19 protein-coding genes and 1 pseudogene are annotated in these 16,172 nt (G+C 62.5%); 6 read left to right on the plus strand and 14 right to left on the minus strand.

Annotated features, from left to right (window positions below; translation table 11 throughout):
* Positions 1–13 precede the first annotated feature (13 nt).
* Positions 14–760, minus strand: a complete 747-nt coding sequence (locus tag JHD64_RS18755) for an SDR family oxidoreductase (RefSeq protein ID WP_199054976.1) — start codon at positions 758–760, stop codon at positions 14–16.
* On the minus strand, positions 757–1,647 hold the full coding sequence (locus JHD64_RS18760) for a prephenate dehydrogenase/arogenate dehydrogenase family protein (RefSeq protein WP_059287541.1): 891 nt from the start codon (positions 1,645–1,647) through the stop codon (positions 757–759). The genes JHD64_RS18755 and JHD64_RS18760 overlap by 4 nt, the downstream gene beginning before the upstream one ends.
* Positions 1,648–1,766: 119 nt before the next feature.
* On the opposite strand from JHD64_RS18760, the gene JHD64_RS18765 reads away from it, so the two are divergent.
* Complete coding sequence (locus tag JHD64_RS18765) at positions 1,767–2,057, plus strand: DUF4936 family protein (RefSeq protein ID WP_059287542.1); 291 nt, start codon at positions 1,767–1,769, stop codon at positions 2,055–2,057.
* Positions 2,058–2,084: 27 nt separating this feature from the next.
* On the opposite strand, the gene JHD64_RS18770 is transcribed toward JHD64_RS18765, so the two are convergent.
* The 11 genes from JHD64_RS18770 to JHD64_RS18820 form a co-directional block, all read right to left on the minus strand.
* On the minus strand, positions 2,085–2,960 hold the full coding sequence (locus JHD64_RS18770) for an EAL domain-containing protein (protein ID WP_082693787.1): 876 nt from the start codon (positions 2,958–2,960) through the stop codon (positions 2,085–2,087).
* Positions 2,961–3,184: 224 nt separating this feature from the next.
* Positions 3,185–4,000 (minus strand): aminodeoxychorismate lyase, encoded by an 816-nt coding sequence (pabC, locus tag JHD64_RS18775; protein ID WP_199054978.1) that lies wholly within the window; start codon positions 3,998–4,000, stop codon positions 3,185–3,187.
* Positions 4,000–5,292, minus strand: a complete 1,293-nt coding sequence (locus tag JHD64_RS18780; protein ID WP_199054980.1) for an aminodeoxychorismate synthase component I — start codon at positions 5,290–5,292, stop codon at positions 4,000–4,002. The genes pabC and JHD64_RS18780 overlap by 1 nt, the downstream gene beginning before the upstream one ends.
* 128 nt (positions 5,293–5,420) lie before the next feature.
* The gene (gene fabF, locus JHD64_RS18785; RefSeq protein WP_199054991.1) at positions 5,421–6,662 is read right to left on the minus strand and encodes a beta-ketoacyl-ACP synthase II; all 1,242 of its coding nucleotides are present in this window, start codon (positions 6,660–6,662) and stop codon (positions 5,421–5,423) included.
* Positions 6,663–6,826: 164 nt separating this feature from the next.
* Positions 6,827–7,066, minus strand: a complete 240-nt coding sequence (gene acpP, locus JHD64_RS18790) for an acyl carrier protein (protein ID WP_019103041.1) — start codon at positions 7,064–7,066, stop codon at positions 6,827–6,829.
* 108 nt (positions 7,067–7,174) lie between these two features.
* Positions 7,175–7,912, minus strand: coding sequence for a 3-oxoacyl-ACP reductase FabG (gene fabG, locus JHD64_RS18795; protein ID WP_059287465.1), 738 nt, complete (start codon positions 7,910–7,912; stop codon positions 7,175–7,177).
* A 60-nt stretch (positions 7,913–7,972) separates the two neighbouring features.
* On the minus strand, positions 7,973–8,902 hold the full coding sequence (gene fabD, locus JHD64_RS18800; RefSeq protein WP_199054993.1) for an ACP S-malonyltransferase: 930 nt from the start codon (positions 8,900–8,902) through the stop codon (positions 7,973–7,975).
* A 154-nt stretch (positions 8,903–9,056) separates the two neighbouring features.
* Positions 9,057–10,016 carry a beta-ketoacyl-ACP synthase III gene (locus tag JHD64_RS18805; RefSeq protein WP_059287311.1) on the minus strand — a complete coding sequence of 320 codons (960 nt, stop codon included), beginning with the start codon at positions 10,014–10,016 and terminating at the stop codon, positions 9,057–9,059.
* A gap of 7 nt (positions 10,017–10,023) precedes the next feature.
* On the minus strand, positions 10,024–11,061 hold the full coding sequence (gene plsX / locus JHD64_RS18810; RefSeq protein WP_059287312.1) for a phosphate acyltransferase PlsX: 1,038 nt from the start codon (positions 11,059–11,061) through the stop codon (positions 10,024–10,026).
* 65 nt (positions 11,062–11,126) lie between these two features.
* Positions 11,127–11,306 carry a 50S ribosomal protein L32 gene (rpmF, locus tag JHD64_RS18815; protein ID WP_045846169.1) on the minus strand — a complete coding sequence of 60 codons (180 nt, stop codon included), beginning with the start codon at positions 11,304–11,306 and terminating at the stop codon, positions 11,127–11,129.
* A gap of 35 nt (positions 11,307–11,341) precedes the next feature.
* A complete protein-coding gene (locus tag JHD64_RS18820; protein WP_059287313.1) occupies positions 11,342–11,842 on the minus strand; it encodes a DUF177 domain-containing protein in 501 nt (166 codons plus the stop codon).
* A gap of 59 nt (positions 11,843–11,901) precedes the next feature.
* Between JHD64_RS18820 and JHD64_RS18825 the strand changes: the two genes are divergently transcribed.
* The 3 genes from JHD64_RS18825 to pncB are packed head-to-tail and all read left to right on the plus strand — an operon-like array spanning position 11,902 to position 14,422.
* Entirely contained in the window at positions 11,902–12,480 is a 579-nt protein-coding gene (locus tag JHD64_RS18825) for a nucleoside triphosphate pyrophosphatase (protein WP_059287314.1), read from the plus strand.
* Positions 12,480–13,184 carry an SAM-dependent methyltransferase gene (locus JHD64_RS18830; RefSeq protein ID WP_199054994.1) on the plus strand — a complete coding sequence of 235 codons (705 nt, stop codon included), beginning with the start codon at positions 12,480–12,482 and terminating at the stop codon, positions 13,182–13,184. Before JHD64_RS18825 ends, JHD64_RS18830 begins: the two co-directional genes overlap by 1 nt.
* Positions 13,185–13,195: 11 nt before the next feature.
* On the plus strand, positions 13,196–14,422 hold the full coding sequence (gene pncB / locus JHD64_RS18835; protein ID WP_110313796.1) for a nicotinate phosphoribosyltransferase: 1,227 nt from the start codon (positions 13,196–13,198) through the stop codon (positions 14,420–14,422).
* On the opposite strand, the gene JHD64_RS18840 is transcribed toward pncB, so the two are convergent.
* Positions 14,408–15,262, minus strand: a complete 855-nt coding sequence (locus tag JHD64_RS18840) for a Rossmann-like and DUF2520 domain-containing protein (protein ID WP_199054995.1) — start codon at positions 15,260–15,262, stop codon at positions 14,408–14,410. The genes pncB and JHD64_RS18840 overlap by 15 nt on opposite strands.
* 111 nt (positions 15,263–15,373) lie before the next feature.
* Between JHD64_RS18840 and JHD64_RS18845 the strand changes: the two genes are divergently transcribed.
* A complete protein-coding gene (locus tag JHD64_RS18845) occupies positions 15,374–15,946 on the plus strand; it encodes a LemA family protein (protein ID WP_059287639.1) in 573 nt (190 codons plus the stop codon).
* Positions 15,947–15,949: 3 nt separating this feature from the next.
* Positions 15,950–16,172: pseudogene (locus tag JHD64_RS18850) on the plus strand (hypothetical protein); the annotation flags it as partial.

The raw sequence follows: 16,172 nt of genomic DNA on the forward strand, positions 1-16,172 counted from the left end.
GGCATCGCACTGATCAGCGTCCGCCGGACACATCCAGAATGCTGCCGGTGCAAAAGCTGGCGGCATCGGACAGCAGCCAGACGATGGCGGCGGCCACCTCCTGCGGCTGGCCGCCGCGCTGCATGGGAACGCTGGAGGAAAGCCGCGCCACCCGGCCGGGTTCGCCGCTGATGGCATGGATGCCGGTTTCAATCAGGCCGGGGCGCACGGCATTGACGCGGATGCCTTCGCCGGCCACTTCGCGTGCCAGCCCCAGCGTGAGGGTGTCGATGGCCCCCTTGCTGGCGGCGTAATCGATATATTCGCCGGCCGCACCAAGCCGCGATGCCGCCGAAGACACATTGACGATGATGCCGCCACGCCCGCCGTGGCGGGTGGACATGCGGCGCACCGCCTCGCGGCAGCACAGCATCGGCCCCGCCACATTCAGCTGCAACATGCGCTGGATGCGTTCGGCACTGAAACTGTCCAGCCGCGCCAGCGGCGCGGTGGCGCCGGCATTGTTGACCAGGCCGTCGATGCGGCCAAAGCGGGCGGCCACGGCAGCAAACAGCTGGATGATCTGCGCCTCGTCCGACACATCGGCCGGAAAGGCCGCGGCTGCGCCGCCCTGGGCGCGGATGGCGGCCACCACCTGCTGCGCGGCCGCCTCGTCCTGCCGGTAATTCACCGCCACCTGCCAGCCGGCACTGGCGGCCTGCAGCGCGGTAGCCGCACCGATGCCACGGGAAGCGCCGGTAATCAGCAGGGTCTGGCTCATGTCTGTCCTTCGCGCAGAAAGCGCTGATACCAGCCCACGCGGGCAGTGCGGGCGGTGTCGAAGGTAGCGGCCAGGCCGGCTTCATCGCTGGCGGCCACCTGCGCGGTGAGTGCCGCCAGCGCCAGGCGATAGCGCTCCAGCTCGTCCAGCAAGGCCGAGCGGTTGGCCAGGGTGATGTCCTTCCACATTTCCGGGTGACTGCCGGCAATGCGGGTGAAATCGCGAAAGCCGGTGGCGGCAAAATCAAAGCAGCGCCCGGCATCGGGCTTGCCCGCCACCATGCCGACATAGGCAAAGGCCAGCAGGTGCGGCAGGTGGCTGACCGTGGCAAACACGCTGTCGTGTTCGGCCGGGCTCATGCGATGGATCACTGCGCCACAGGCCTGCCATAGCGCGGCCACCGTAGCGCAGGCATCGCTGCCGGTTTCCGGCAAGGGGGTGAGTACCACCTTGCGTTTTTCGTACAGGCCATACTGGGCGGCCGCCGCGCCGGACAGCTCGGAGCCGGCAATGGGATGGGCCGGCACGCAGCAGGCCAGCTGCTGCGGCAGGTATTGGGCAAACAGCTGTGCGACATCGCCCTTGGTACTGCCGGCATCGGTCACGATGGCATGTGGCGGCAAATGCGGGGCCATGGCCTGCATCATGCGCCCCATCTGCCCCACCGGGCAGGCCAGCAAGACCATGTCGGCACGGCCGGCCACCGCGGCCAGGTCCTGGCTGATTTCATCCACCACGCCCAGCTCCAGCGCGCGGGTCAGGTTGTCCAGCGTCCGGCCTACGCCGATCACATGCTGCACCTTGCCCGCCCGTTTCAGGGACAGCGCAAATGATCCACCGATCAGCCCGACCCCGACCACCACCAAGGTGGTAATACCCTGCTGCACCTGACTCCCCTTTCCTGCCCTGTTACCATCTGGCCCTGCCCCACCTGCGGCGGGCGAAAGAGCTATGATAAGCGATTTTGCGCCCGCGCCAAGCCTGCAAACCATAGAAGGAGCCGGCGATGTCCTGCACCGTGTATGTCTATTTCAAGATTGAACCGGCCAGTGGCCGCCAGTTATTGCCGGCACTGCGCCGGATGCAGGCCGCGCTGGCAGTGGAGGGCATCCGTGCCAGCTTGCTGCGCCGCGCCGACGAGGCAGCAGAGGCACCGCTACAGACCTGGATGGAGGTGTATCAGGGAGTGGAAGATGTGGCGTGCTTCCGCCAGCAGATGCAGCAGGCGCTGGCTTGTTTTGTCGATGCGGCGCAGATGCCGCCGCGTCATCTGGAATGCTTTCAGCCGCTGGAGTGATCAGGCGGCGTGGATGGTGACACGCGGCTAGAGCGGCAGGGTGAGCTGCTCGGCGGGGCGGGCCAGATGAAAGCCCTGCACGAAGTCACAACCGGCGGCGCGGGCGATATCCAGTTGCATGGCGCTTTCGATACCTTCACCCACCACCTTGGCGCCGTGCAGATGCAGGATGTCCACCAGCCGCGCCAGCTTGTCGCGCACACCGGGGCGCATCAGCGCGTGGCGCATCAAGACCTTGTCCAGCTTGACGTAGTCCGGCTCCAGCAGCCATACCCGCTCCAGATTGGACGCGCCCTGGCCGAAGTCGTCCAGCGCGATGCGGAAACCCAGGCTGCGGTAGCGCTGCACCGCTTCGTACAACCGCATGGGATCGCTCACCGCATCCTCCACCACTTCCAGGCAGATCTGGCTGGCCGGAATCTGCAGATGTTGCAGCACTTCGGCAAAAAACTGGCCATGGGTTTCGCTGACATTGACCAGGTGCTGGGCATTCACATTGAGCGACAGGATCAGCTCCGGTCCTGGGTGTTGCAACAGGAAATTGAACAAGTGCAGGCAGCGTAGCTGGCGGTCGAGAAACACCGAACGGCGTGGCGAGGTTTCCGCGGCAAACAGTACGGTGGGGATCAGCTGACCGCCAAAGCTGTCCGTGACACGGGCCAGCGCCTCGACCGACCACAGACGGGTGCTGCCGTTTTCCAGCGCATAGATGGGCTGGAATACCGAGCGGAAGCGCCATTCTTCATGGCGACCACGCACGCGCCCGCTCTGCAGGCTGAGTGGATGCTGTTCGAACTGGTGTGCGTTCAACAACTGGTTGATATGTGCCAGATCACGCTCGATCGGCGCCAGTTGCGCAGGCTGGGCAAGGGCTTGCTGTTCCAGCAGGCTGACGGCCACCATGCTGTTCTCCTCGGACAGTCGGTGGACTGTCCCTATTTCTGGAGGGGAAACGGCTCCCCCTCATCGTGGCTGCCACTATAGCGACGGCCACTTAGCGCCAGAAATAATTTAATTGGAAAACTTTATGCAAAAATAATCTAAAAAACACCAGCAGCCCAGCGCCTGCCCACGCTCTCGCTAGCGGCAAGAAGGGGTAATGCCGGCACAGGAGCCGCTCGCTGCTGTTAATCCTGCTGCGCCAGCAAGGCCTGCAGCTGCAGACAGCATGGATGGCCATGCGGCAAAGCCTGCCCGGCAAGCGTGGCGACCGGCCACAGGCCGATCAGGCTGTTGGACAGGAATACCTGTTCGGCTTGCCATAGCTGGGCCGGGCCAAAGTCGGCCTCTTCCAGCTGATAACCCAGCTGCGGCGCCTGGGCAAACAGCCAGTCGCGCAGCATGCCCTGTACGCCGCTCTGGTCCAGCCGCGGCGTAAGGATGCGCTGGCCTTGCACCAGATAGACATTGCTCATGGTGGCTTCGATCAGCAAACCACGTTGATCCAGCAGCAGACCTTCGTGCATGTCCGGGTCCGACCATTCCGAGCGCGCCAGCACGTTTTCCAGCCGGTTAAGGTGTTTGATACCGGCCAGCAGCGGCTGGCAGGATAGGCGGGTGTCACACCAGCGCACATTGACGCCGTCGCGTGCCCGTTCTGGCGGATAGCCGGCCCAGGCGGAGACCGACACCATGCGCGTGGGCTGGCAGTCGGCCGGCATGGCATAGCCGCGCGCGCCCACACCGCGGGTAAGCACGACCTTGGCCACACCCTGCGCCACCCCGTCGGCCAGCTGGCCGATTTCATCCAGCAGCAGGGCTGCATCCGGCACCGGGAGCCTCAAACGGCTGGCATCGGCAGCCAGCCGCCGGTATTGCCAGGCCCACAGCCGCGGCTGGCCATGGCGGATTTCGATGGTGCGGTAGATGCCGTCGCCATAGGCCAGGCCACGGTCCAGTGCGGAAATCTGTTCGCCGGGCTGGCCGTTGATCAGCATGGCCATCAGGCTTGCTCCACTCCCAGCGCACGCAGCAGGCCGCGCGCCTTGTGGCGGGTTTCCTGCAATTCGCGTTCCGGGTCCGAATCCGCCACGATGCCGCCACCGGCACGGAAGCGCAGCTGCTGCCCTTGCTGCATGAAGGTGCGGATCAGGATGTTCAGGTCCATGCTGCCATCGCGGTTGAGATAACCCAGGCTGCCGGTATAGGCGCGGCGGGCGCTGTTTTCCAGCTCGCGGATGATCTGCATGGTGCGCACTTTGGGGCAGCCGGTGATGGTGCCGCCGGGGAACAGCGCGCGGATGGTGTCCAGTGGCGTGACATCGGTCCGCAGCCGGCCACGGATATTGGATTCGATGTGATGGACATAGGCATAGCTTTCCACCGCCATCAGTTCGTTCACCTCTACCGTGCCGGGCTGGCTGATGCGGCCCAGGTCATTGCGCTCCAGGTCGATCAGCATCACATGCTCGGCCCGTTCCTTGACGCTGGAAATCAGCCGCTGCTTGAGCGCGGCATCTTCGGCGGGGTCCGGCGAGCGTGGATGGGTGCCGGCAATGGGGCGGGTATCGGCCCAGCCATCGCGCACCCGTACCAGGCGCTCCGGCGAGGAGCTGACAATCTGCGCGCTGCCAAAATCGGCCAGTGCGGAAAACGGCGCCGGGTTGGCACGACGCAGCGCGGCAAACAGGTCGGGTGCTGCAATCTCCGCCGCCAGTTCGGCGCGCCAGCCACGCGAGATGTTCACCTGGAACACATCGCCTTCATAGATATATTGCTTCAGCCGCAGCACGGCGTCGGTATACCAGTGCGGCGGATCTTCCTCCAGCGCCTGCAGGCTGACCGCTTGTGCGACAAAGGCCGGGATGCTGCGCGCCAGCTCGCCCAGCCGCTGCCCGTCGGCGGCGGTTTCCGCCACGATCCACGCGCTGTGCTCGCGGCGGTTGATCAGAATGGCCGCCGGCACCCGTGCCAGGGCTGCCAGCGGAAAGCTGTCCGGCAGCGCCTCGGCAACCCGGCTTTCAAACTGCGACAGCAAGTCGTAGCCCAGATAGAGGAAATGGCCGCCGACAAAGGGCAGGCCATGCGGGTTGTCCACTGCCTGCGGCTGAAAAGCACGCAAGGCCTCGACAAACGCCTCCCCTTCCCCACTGTGGTAAAGGGTGGTGCTGTCGGCAGCAAACAGCATGTCCCAGCCCTGCTCGCCGGAGGACATCAAGAGAAAAGGGAAGTCGGCACGACGCGCGGCATGCAAGGCCAGCAGGTCGGGCAGGAAGTCGAGTCGTTCGGTGAACATGCCAGATCCGGAAAGGCGGCATGAAGGCGCCGCACAAATAAGAAAACCGCCGCGAGTGTATCGCAGCGGTTCGGGCTGTCAATCCATTTGCGCGCTGCACCGCAGTATGCGGTACCGCGCGCCAGGCATTACATGCGTTTGAATACCAGGGTGCCGTTGGTACCACCAAAGCCAAACGAGTTGGAAATGGCGATATCGATGTGCATGTCACGCGCGGTATTGGCCACGTAGTCCAGGTCACACCCGCCTTCAACATCCTGCTCGTGCAGGTTGATGGTGGGTGGCGATACCTGGTTGTACACCGCCAGGATGGAGTAAATGGCCTCCACACCGCCCGCGCCGCCCAGCAGGTGGCCGGTCATCGACTTGGTCGAATTCACCACCAGCTTCTTGGCATGATCGCCAAAGGCGATCTTCAGCGCATTGGTTTCGTTGGCGTCGCCCAGCGGGGTGGACGTGCCGTGCGCATTCACATACTGCACCTGGTCCGGATTGATCCGGGCATCGCGCAGTGCGTTTTGCACGCCGCGGGCCGGGCCTTCCGCACTGGGGGCGGTGATGTGGTGGGCATCCGAGCTCATGCCGAAGCCGATCAGCTCGGCATAGATACGGGCGCCGCGCTTGACCGCGTGCTCGTATTCTTCCAGCACCAGCACGCCGGCACCTTCGCCCATCACAAAGCCGTCGCGGCCCTTGTCCCAGGGACGGGACGCGGTTTCCGGATCGTCATTGCGGGTGGACAGTGCCTTCATGGCGGCAAAACCGCCCATGCCCAGCTTGGAGATGGCACCTTCGGCACCACCAGCCACCATTACGTCGGCGTCGCCATACTGGATCATCCGGGCGGCGTCGCCGATGCAATGCGCACCGGTGGTGCAGGCCGACACGATGCCATACGACGGGCCCTGATAGCCCTTCAGGATGGACACGTGGCCGGCGATCAGGTTGATCAGCGAACCGGGAATGAAGAAGGGGCCGATCTTGCGGGCACCGCCCAGCTGTACCGCCACACCGGTTTCCTCGATCAGCGGCAGGCCGCCGATACCGGAACCGATGTTGACGCCAACGCGGGTCTTGTCCAGATCGGCAACATCGTCCAGACCGGCATCAGCCACCGCCTGCAGCGCCGCTGCAATGCCGTAGTGGATGAACAGGTCGGAGCGACGGGCTTCCTTGGGCGAGATGTACGCGCTGATGTCGAAGTCCTTGACTTCGCCGGCGATCTGGCAATTGAGCTCGCTGGCATCAAAACGGGTCACTTTGCCGATGCCGCTCTTGCCGGCCAGCAGATTGGCCCAGCCGGTGGCGACATCATTGCCGACCGGGGAAATGTGTCCCAGACCGGTTACTACAACTCTGCGTTTGGACACGAAGAATCTCCGTGAGAGGTGGGAGGCAGTCTCCCGATGATCCCACAAGGTCTGTTTGATCATTATTACAATCAAACGGGCGTTTGGAATCCTCTATAACAAAAGAACCTCTGCTGGCGAGCCAAGGCCGCACCGCGCAGAGGTCCTGTACAGGCCTGAAAATATTACTTGTTCAGGTGGGCGGTAACGTAATCCACGGCTTGCTGAACAGTGGTGATCTTTTCAGCTTCTTCGTCCGGGATTTCGCACTCGAACTCTTCTTCCAGAGCCATGACCAGCTCAACGGTGTCGAGGGAGTCAGCGCCCAGATCATCAACGAAGGACGATTCGATCTTGACTTCAGCTTCGTTTACGCCCAGTTGTTCGGCAACGATCTTTTTAACGCGCGCTTCGATGTTTTCCATTTGTCTAAACCCTTGACCTTTCTGATTCGGGATAACAAAACCCGTGTATTCTACAAAAAAAAATTAGAGCAGCCCACCTAAATCTTGTCTTTTGTTGGACAGGACCGGTTAAGGCATGAACATGCCACCATTTACATGCAGTGTCTGACCGGTGATGTAGGCTGCGCGGTCGGATGCCAGGAAGGATGTTGCATCGGCAATATCCTTGGCATCGCCCAGGCGGCCCAGGGCAATCTGCCCCACCAGCGCCTCGCGCTGCGCTTCCGGCAGCGCGCGGGTCATGTCGGTATCGATAAAGCCCGGTGCCACGCAGTTGACCGTGATATTGCGGCTGCCAACTTCGCGCGCCATGGACTTGGTGAAGCCCATGATACCGGCTTTGGCCGCGGCATAGTTAGTCTGACCGGGATTGCCGGTGGCACCCACCACCGAGGCGATGTTGATGATGCGGCCCCAGCGGGCCTTCATCATGCCGCGCAGCACGGCCTTGGACGCCTTGAACACCGACTTGAGGTTGGTGTCCATGATGGCATCCCAGTCGTCGTCCTTCATGCGCATCAGCAGGCCATCGCGGGTAATGCCGGCATTGTTGACCAGAATGGCCACGCCGCCAAATTCCTTGTCGATGGCTTCCACCAGTGCTTCGATGGCGCCGTCTTCGGTCACGTTCAGCACGCGGCCGGCACCGCCATTGGCAGCCAGGCGTTCGTTGATGGCAGCAGCACCGGCTTCCGAGGTGGCAGTGCCGATGACAATGGCGCCCTCGGCTTGCAGCGCATCGGCAATGGCTGCGCCAATGCCGCGCGAAGCGCCGGTTACCAGGGCTACTTTGCCTTGCAGACTCATTTCGGATGTCTCCTTGTTATGGGCGTACGCAGCGGGCCGGCTGGCGGCCCGCCGCGGATATCATTGCAGTTCGGTCTTGGCCGCTTCCAGCGCCGCCGCGTCGGTCAGTGCCAGGCACTTGACGTTGCCGTCGATACGCTTGGCCAGGCCAGCCAGCACCTTGCCCGGACCGCATTCGGCCATGGTGACGATGCCCTCGCCAGCCAGTTTCTGGATGGTTTCGGTCCAGCGCACCGGGCTGTACAGCTGGCGCACCAGCGCATCGCGAATGTCGGCAGCGTCGGTGTAGCTGACCACGTCGGCATTGTGCAGCACCGGAATGGCTGGGGTATTGATGTGGACTTGCAGCAGGGCTTCGGCCAGTTGCATGCCGGCCGGCTTCATCAGCGCGCAGTGCGAGGGCACCGATACCGGCAGCGGCAGCGCACGCTTGGCGCCACGGGCCTTGCAGGCTTCCATGGCGCGCTCGACGGCGGCCTTGGCACCGGCAATCACCACTTGGCCTGGCGAGTTGTAATTGACCGCTTCCACCACCTCGCCATTGGCCGCTTCGGCACACGCCGCGCGCACTTCCTCGTCGGACAGGTTGAGGATGGCCGCCATGGCACCCTGCCCGGCCGGCACGGCGTTCTGCATGGCTTCGGCGCGCAGGCGCACCAGCTTGACGGCTTCGGCAAACGGCAGCGCACCGGCAGCCACCAGCGCGGTGTATTCACCCAGGCTGTGGCCGGCAACCACCGACGGCTGCTGACCGCCCACTTCCTGCCAGGCCAGATAAGTGGCCACACCGGCAGCCAGCATGATGGGCTGGGTATTGACGGTGGCATTGATGGCTTCGGCACTGTCAGCCTGCAGCATGGCCCACAAGTCCACGCCCAGCGCGCTGGAGGCTTCTTCGAAGGTGTGCTTGACGACCGGCAGGTCGGCAAAGCCATCCATCATTTTCAGGCTTTGCGAGCCCTGACCGGGAAAGAGAAAGGCAAACGCCATAGACAGTCTCCGCAAATACGACGGAATAATAATCGACGGAAGAATGCGGCAAACCAGACCATTCTGCCAAGCACCCAGATCAAACGCCCATCACAATGGGCGTTATCGCATGCCAGACGGCGCATGGTCGTGGCCGGTCTTCCGTCGCGAAGAATCAGTACTTCAGCAACACGGCACCCCAGGCAAAGCCACCGCCAATCCCTTCCAGCAGAATGGTCTGGCCGCGCTGGATGCGACCATCACGCACGGCATGGTCCAGCGCCAGCGGAATGGAGGCGGCCGAGGTATTGCCCTGTTGCGGCAATGTCACGATCACCCGCTCCATCGACATGCCCAGGTGCTTGGCCGTGGATTCGATGATGCGCAGATTGGCCTGGTGCGGCACCAGCCAGTCGACTTGCGACTTGTCCACACCGGCCTCGGCCAGGGTGGTGGCAGCGATGTCGGACAGGGCCTTGACCGCAAACTTGAACACCGCCGGGCCATCCATGTGCAAGAAGGGAATGCCCTGGATCTTGCCGCCGGAAATCTGCGCCGGGGTATTGAGAATGTCCTTGTAGCGGCCATCGGAGGCCAGCTTGGCATGCAGGATGCCCGGCTCGTCCGAGGCGCCCAGTACCACCGCGCCCGCGCCATCGCCAAACAGCACGCAGGTGCGGCGATCTTCCCAGTCCATCACGCGCGACATCACTTCGGCACCCACCACCAGCACCTTGCTGGCCATGCCGCCCTTGATGTAGTTGTGGGCAGTGGTGAGGGCAAACATGAAGCCGGCACACACCGCCTGCACATCGAATGCAGCGCAGCCGTGAATACCCAGTTTTTCCTGCAACAGGCAGGCGGTACTGGGGAAAATCATGTCGGGCGTGGTGGTGGCGACGATGATCAGATCGATCTCGTCCTTGGCTATGCCAGCGCTCTGGATGGCAGCTTCTGCTGCCTTCAGCGCCAGATCACTGGTGGTTTCTTCATCGGACACGATGTGGCGGGCGTGAATGCCAGTGCGCGAAACAATCCATTCGTCACTGGTTTCCACGCGCTCGGCCAGCATCGCATTCGTGAGCACATTGGATGGCAGATAGCTGCCAGTGCCTAGAATGCGGGAATGGGCCATGTATTAATCAGTTCGCTTCCGGCTCGGGCTGCTTGAGGTTGTTTAATTGGTTTGCAACCCGGTCGGTAATATGACCAATCACGTCGGAGCCGGCTTCCTCGCAAGCCTGTTCCAGCGCGAAACGGAATCCTACGGCATCGGTTCCGCCATGGCTTTTCACCACGATGCCGCGCAGGCCCAGCAGGCTGGCGCCATTGTAGCGGCGCGGATCGACGCGGTTGCGGAAATGCTTGAGCACCGGCATGGCAGCCAGCGCGCACAGGCGGGTCCACCAGTTGCGGGTGAATTCCTGCCGCAGGAAGTAGGCAATCATGTGCGCCAGCCCCTCGGCTGATTTGAGCGCCACATTGCCGGTAAAACCGTCGCAGACTACCACATCTACCGTGCCTTTGTAGACGTCGTTGCCTTCGACATTGCCGATGAAGTTCAGCTCGGACTGCCGCAGGTATTCGCCAGCGCGCTTGACGCTGTCGTTACCCTTGATATCTTCCGAACCGATATTGAGCAGCCCGACGCGCGGATTGGCATTGCCGGTAATGCTGGATACCAGCTCCGAACCCATGATGCCGAACTGCAGGAGTTGTTCTGAGGTGCAATCGACGTTGGCGCCCAGGTCCAGCATGCAGGTGCTGCCCTTGACGGACGGCATCATCTTGGCGATGGCCGGTCGTTCGATGCCCGGAATGGTCTTGAGGACAAAGCGGGCGGTGGCCATCAGTGCGCCGGTATTGCCGGCAGACACGGCGGCTTGCGCTTCGCCTTCCTTGACCAGATTGATCGCCACCCGCATCGACGAATCTTTCTTGTTTTTCAGGGCGAGCTGCGGCGACTCGTCCATGCCCACCACTTGCGTGGCATGACGGATATGGACGCGCGAACGCGCAACACCCTGATGGCGGGACAATTCAGCCTCGATGGCTGCCTGGTCTCCGACAAGAATCAGATTGGCGTTGGGATGGTCTTGCAGGAATTGGATCGATGCTGGGACGGTGACCTTGAGGCCAACGTCACCGCCCATTGCATCAACCGCGACGGTGATAGTCATCAACGTGTACGGTAGTGAAACCTACCTGTTTTTATAAAGGTAAGTATGGGGTGAAAAAGGACGAATTATTCGCCTTTGGTGGCAACAACCTTGCGACCACGGTAGAAGCCGTTCGGGCTGATGTGGTGACGCAGGTGGGTTTCACCGGTCGTCGGCTCTTTGGCCAGCGACGGAGCGGTCAGAAAATCGTGTGCACGATGCATGCCGCGCTTGGACGGGGACTTTTTGTTCTGTTGAACAGCCATGTTCGACTCCTAGGAAAATCGCGTGTATTGATAATTCAAGACTTGGAGATCTTCAACGTGGCCAGCACCGCAAACGGATTGGGCTTGTCAGCCTTGGCACGTGTCAGAGCTTCCGAACCGCATTCGTCGTGTTTCGGCGAAAGCGGCAAGCCCATGATGATTTCGTCTTCGATCATTGCCACCACATCAAGCTCTTCCGGCGCGAGAATGGCGTCCAGCGTTTCGTCCAGCTCGCAGGCTTCATCCAGCTTTTCCTGCCGGGTGAACAAGGTGACCACCGAGTCGGTATTCACCTCGTACGGCATCACTTCCAGGCAACGCTGGCAGCTTACCGCCACACTGGCTTTCACCTGCAGGCGCAGGGAAAGACGGGACGAGCCATCGCGAAAACCTTCCAGGGTGTATTCCACCGTACCGGAGGTGTCGGACAGGTCGCTGTGCACACGCTCGTCCAGGGTGCTGACGGGCAGTTTGCCGGTCAGAACGCGGCCCTCACGGGCGAACTTGAGCGGGTCGATCAAAATCGGGTTAGACATAAACCCAGCATGATATAATCCGCCTCCCTGATTTGTCAAAATAATCAAGCAATACCACCATGCAGATCATCCTGGCTTCCACTTCCCGCTACCGGCAGGAAATCATCGCCCGCCTGGGCCTCCCCTTCAGCGCCGTGCCGCCGGTGTGCGACGAAACCCCGTTACCCGGCGAAAGCGCGCTGGACACTGCCGTGCGCCTGGCGCGCAGCAAGGCCCAGTCGCTGGCAGCCGATTACCCGAATGCCCTGATCATCGGCTCCGACCAGGTCGCTCTGCTCGATGGCCAGCAAATCGGCAAACCCGGCTCGTTTGAAAAAGGGGTGGCCATGCTGCAGTGGATGAGCGGCCGCACCGTGGTGTTTCACTCTGCCTTGGCGCTGTACAACACCGCCAGTGGCCGCTTGCAGGAAACCGTGGGCATTACCCGTGTTACCTTGCGCCAGCTGACCGAACAGCAGATTCGCCATTACCTGACGCGCGAACCGGATGCCCTGCACTGCGCCGGCAGCGCCAAGAGCGAAGGACTGGGTGGCGCGCTGCTGGAAAAAGTGGAGTCGGACGACCCCAATGCCCTGATCGGCGTACCGCTGTTCCAACTGATCAGCATGTTGAACGCCGAAGGCGTGGAGATTCTGTAATGGCCGGCATCCTGTTTCTGATTCCCGCTCCGCTGGGCGATGAAAGCATTGCCTGGCTGCCCGCCAGCGAGGCGGCCAAGGTGTTGCACATCCGTCACTTTGTGGTGGAGGCGGAAAAGACCGCGCGCAAGCATCTGAAAGCACTGGGCGTCAGCACCCCGATTCGTGAGCTGGCGATGAGCACGCTCAACGAGCACACCAAGCCGGCCGATGTCGCCGCCCTGCTGGCGCCGCTGCTGGCGGGTGAAGACGTGGGCCTGATTTCCGAAGCCGGCTGCCCGGCGGTGGCCGACCCCGGCGCCCAGCTGGTGGCACTGGCGCACGAACGCGGCATCCGCGTGGCGCCGCTGATCGGCCCTTCGTCCATTTTGCTGGCGCTGATGGCCTCCGGGGCCAATGGCCAGTGCTTTGCCTTCCATGGCTATCTGCCGGTGGATGCCGCCGACAAGGCCAAGGTGGTGAAGGAGCTGGAACAACGCTCGCGCCAGCGCAATGAAACCCAGGTATTCATTGAAACGCCTTACCGCAACAATGCCCTGCTACAACAGTTGCGCGAGACACTGGCCCCCACCACCCGGCTGGCAGTGGCCTGCGACCTGACCCTGCCGACGGAAACCATCGTCAGCCGCCTGGTGAAGGACTGGCCGCAAGCTGCGCCGGATTTTCACAAGCGCCCGGCCATTTTCATCCTGCACGCTGCCTGAAAGGCCATTCCATGCCCAAGCTGCCGCCGCTGATCCATTCGCTGCTGGATACCGACCTGTACAAGTTCACCATGCTGCAGGCCATCCTGCATCAGTTCCCGGCGGCTTACGGGCAATATGAATTCCGCTGCCGCAACCAGCCGGATTACCCGCTGTCGCAACTGCACAAGGAAGTGGAAGCGCAGCTGGACTGGCTGTGCCAGCTGCAGTTTACCCAGCCGGAACTGGCCTATCTGCGCAGCCTGCGTTTCATCAAGAGTGATTTTGTCGATTATCTGGAACTGTTCCACCTGCAGCGCCGCTTTATCCGGGTGGAGTGCGACGGCGATGCGCTGAACATTCATATCGAAGGGCCGCTGGTACAGGCGATGTTCTTCGAGATTTTCGTGCTGGCCATCGTCAACGAGCTGTATTTCCGCCGCCTGGACACCCCGCAGGTACGCGAGGAAGGCCAGCGTCGGCTGGATGAGAAAATTGCCACCCTGCTGCGCTTCGAGGCGGAAGAAAGCGCCAGCCAGCGCTTTCCCCTGCTGATTTCCGACTTCGGCACCCGCCGCCGCTTCAGCCGCGAATGGCAACAGCAGGTGGTGGAACAGCTGAACGCCGCCCTGCCCAAGGTATTCCGCGGCACCAGCAATGTGTGGCTGGCGTGGAAGCTGGGCATCACCCCTATCGGCACCATGGCGCACGAGTTCTTCCAGGCCTTCCAGGCGCTGGGCGTACGCCTGCGTGATTTCCAGAACGCGGCGCTGGAAGCCTGGGTGCAGGAATACCGCGGCGACCTGGGCATCGCCCTCACCGATGTGGTGTGCATGGATGCTTTTCTGGCGGATTTCGACCTGTACTTTGCCAAGCTGTTCGATGGCCTGCGCCACGACAGTGGCGACCCTATCGAGTGGGCGGACAAGGCCATTACCCACTATCGCAAGCTGCGTATCGACCCCGCCACCAAGATGCTCACCTTCAGCGACGGCCTGAGCGTGGACAAGGCGCTGGCACTGCACCGCCGCTACAGCCCGCACATTCAGGTGAGCTTTGGCATTGGCACCCACTTCACCAATGACCTGGGGCTGGAACCGCTGCAGATCGTGCTGAAGCTGGTGAGCTGCAATGGCCAGCCGGTGGCCAAGCTATCCGACAGCCCGGGCAAGACCATGTGCAGCGACCAGACCTTTCTCGCCTATCTGCGCCAGGTGTTCAAGGTGGCAGCGCCAGCAGCTGATTCAGTCGCGCAATAAGGCCAACAGCGTCTGCCGCGCCTCCTCTGGCAGACGCGCTCCCGCCACTGCCACCGTGCGCTCGCCCAGCGCACGGTAGACCGGTTGCAAGTCCGGCGGCAACACCGCCAGATGGCGCGCCACGGTGGCCGCATCGCCCCGCACGATGGGCCCGGTCAGCGCCTGCTGCGGCCCCATGCTCAAGGCATTGGCCAGGCTGCCCTGCATCAGCGGCCCGAGCAAGGCTGACAACAGCGCCTCATCTACACCACCCTGCCGTGCCAGCTGGCGGGCGATGTCGGTCAGGGTCACCAGATAATTGGAGGCCACCGACAAGGCGGCGTGATAGGCCGCCTTGCCACCCGCAGCCAGCGCAAACGGCTGCGCGCCAATTGCCGCTGCAAAATCCCGTAACACCACGCAAGCTGCCGCATCCCCTTCCATCGCACACAAGGTGCCGGCAAATTGCGCTACGGCGCGCGCCGGCTCGGCAAAGGAAAATGCCGGATGCAGGCTGGCCACATGCGCCCCCACCGCCCGCAAGGGTGCCAGTATTTCCGCCTCTGCCGCGCCGCTGGCGTGAAACACCACCGTGCCGGGACGGATCACGCCGCTACCTGCCAGCGCCTGGGCGGTGGGCGCAATGGCATCATCCGGCACCGACAACAGCCACAGGTCTGCCGGCTGCAAGCCGATGACTGTCGCACAGGCACGCCCACCACCGATGAAATCCACCGCAGCCGTGGCCGATGCCATGCTGCGCGCCAGACAGTCCTGCACCCGGTACCGGCCACTGTCAGCGGCCAGCCGCCCCAGCGTACGCCCCAGTTTTCCCGCCCCGATGATATTCAGCACCCGCATTTCCCACCCACTTTCTTGACACTGCTGGCGGCTTGTCTGACCATGCCGCTAGAATAATCCTGTTTAACAGTATTTTACCTGCCACCACGGCAGCCTCGGGGAGTCCCCTTCATGAAGCTGGTGATTTTCTTTGGCATCATCGCCATCGTCCTGCTGTATTTCATCACCCTGTACAACGCACTGGTCAATCTCAAGCATACGGTGGCGCGCAGCTGGGCCAATATCGATGTGCTGCTGAAACAGCGCCACGACGAACTGCCCAAGCTGGTGGAAGTGTGCAAGCAATATGCCCAGTTCGAGCAGCAGACCCTGAGCCGGGTGATGGAAGCACGCGCCGGCGTGGCGCAGTATGCCCAAAGCCGCAATATGGAAGGGCTGGGCCATGAGGAAGGCAAGCTGCGCGGCCTGATCGGCCAGCTGCTGGCGGTGGCGGAAGCCTACCCGGAACTCAAGGCCGACCAGCAGTTTAGCCATTTGTCCGAGCGCATCAGCCAGCTGGAAGACAATATTGCCGACCGGCGCGAACTGTATAACGACGCGGTCAACCTCAACAATGTGCGCATCGAGCAATTTCCCGATGTGCTGATCGCCCGCCTGTTCAACTTCCCCAGCGCCCGCCCGCTGCAGTTTACCGCGGCGGAAAAGCGCGATGTCGATCTGCGCCAGCTGTTTCAGCGGGACTAAACCATGCTGTGGCTCAGTTCGCAGTGGACGCGCAGCGGCTGGGCCGCCTTCAGCCTGTACCCGCTGCTGGCGTTCATCGGCCTCAAGCTCGGCCTGCACCCCTTCCTGCATGCGGGGCTGCCGCTGCTGCTGGCCTGCGGGCTGATCGGCTGGTGGCTGAATTATCGCCGTTACCGGCTGATTGCCGACACGCCGACCGCCCATGCCGTTTCCGCGGCACTGGGCC

It is taken from the genome of Aquitalea sp. ASV15, from assembly GCF_016429115.1.
GTDB classification, from domain to species: Bacteria; Pseudomonadota; Gammaproteobacteria; order Burkholderiales; family Chromobacteriaceae; genus Aquitalea; species Aquitalea magnusonii.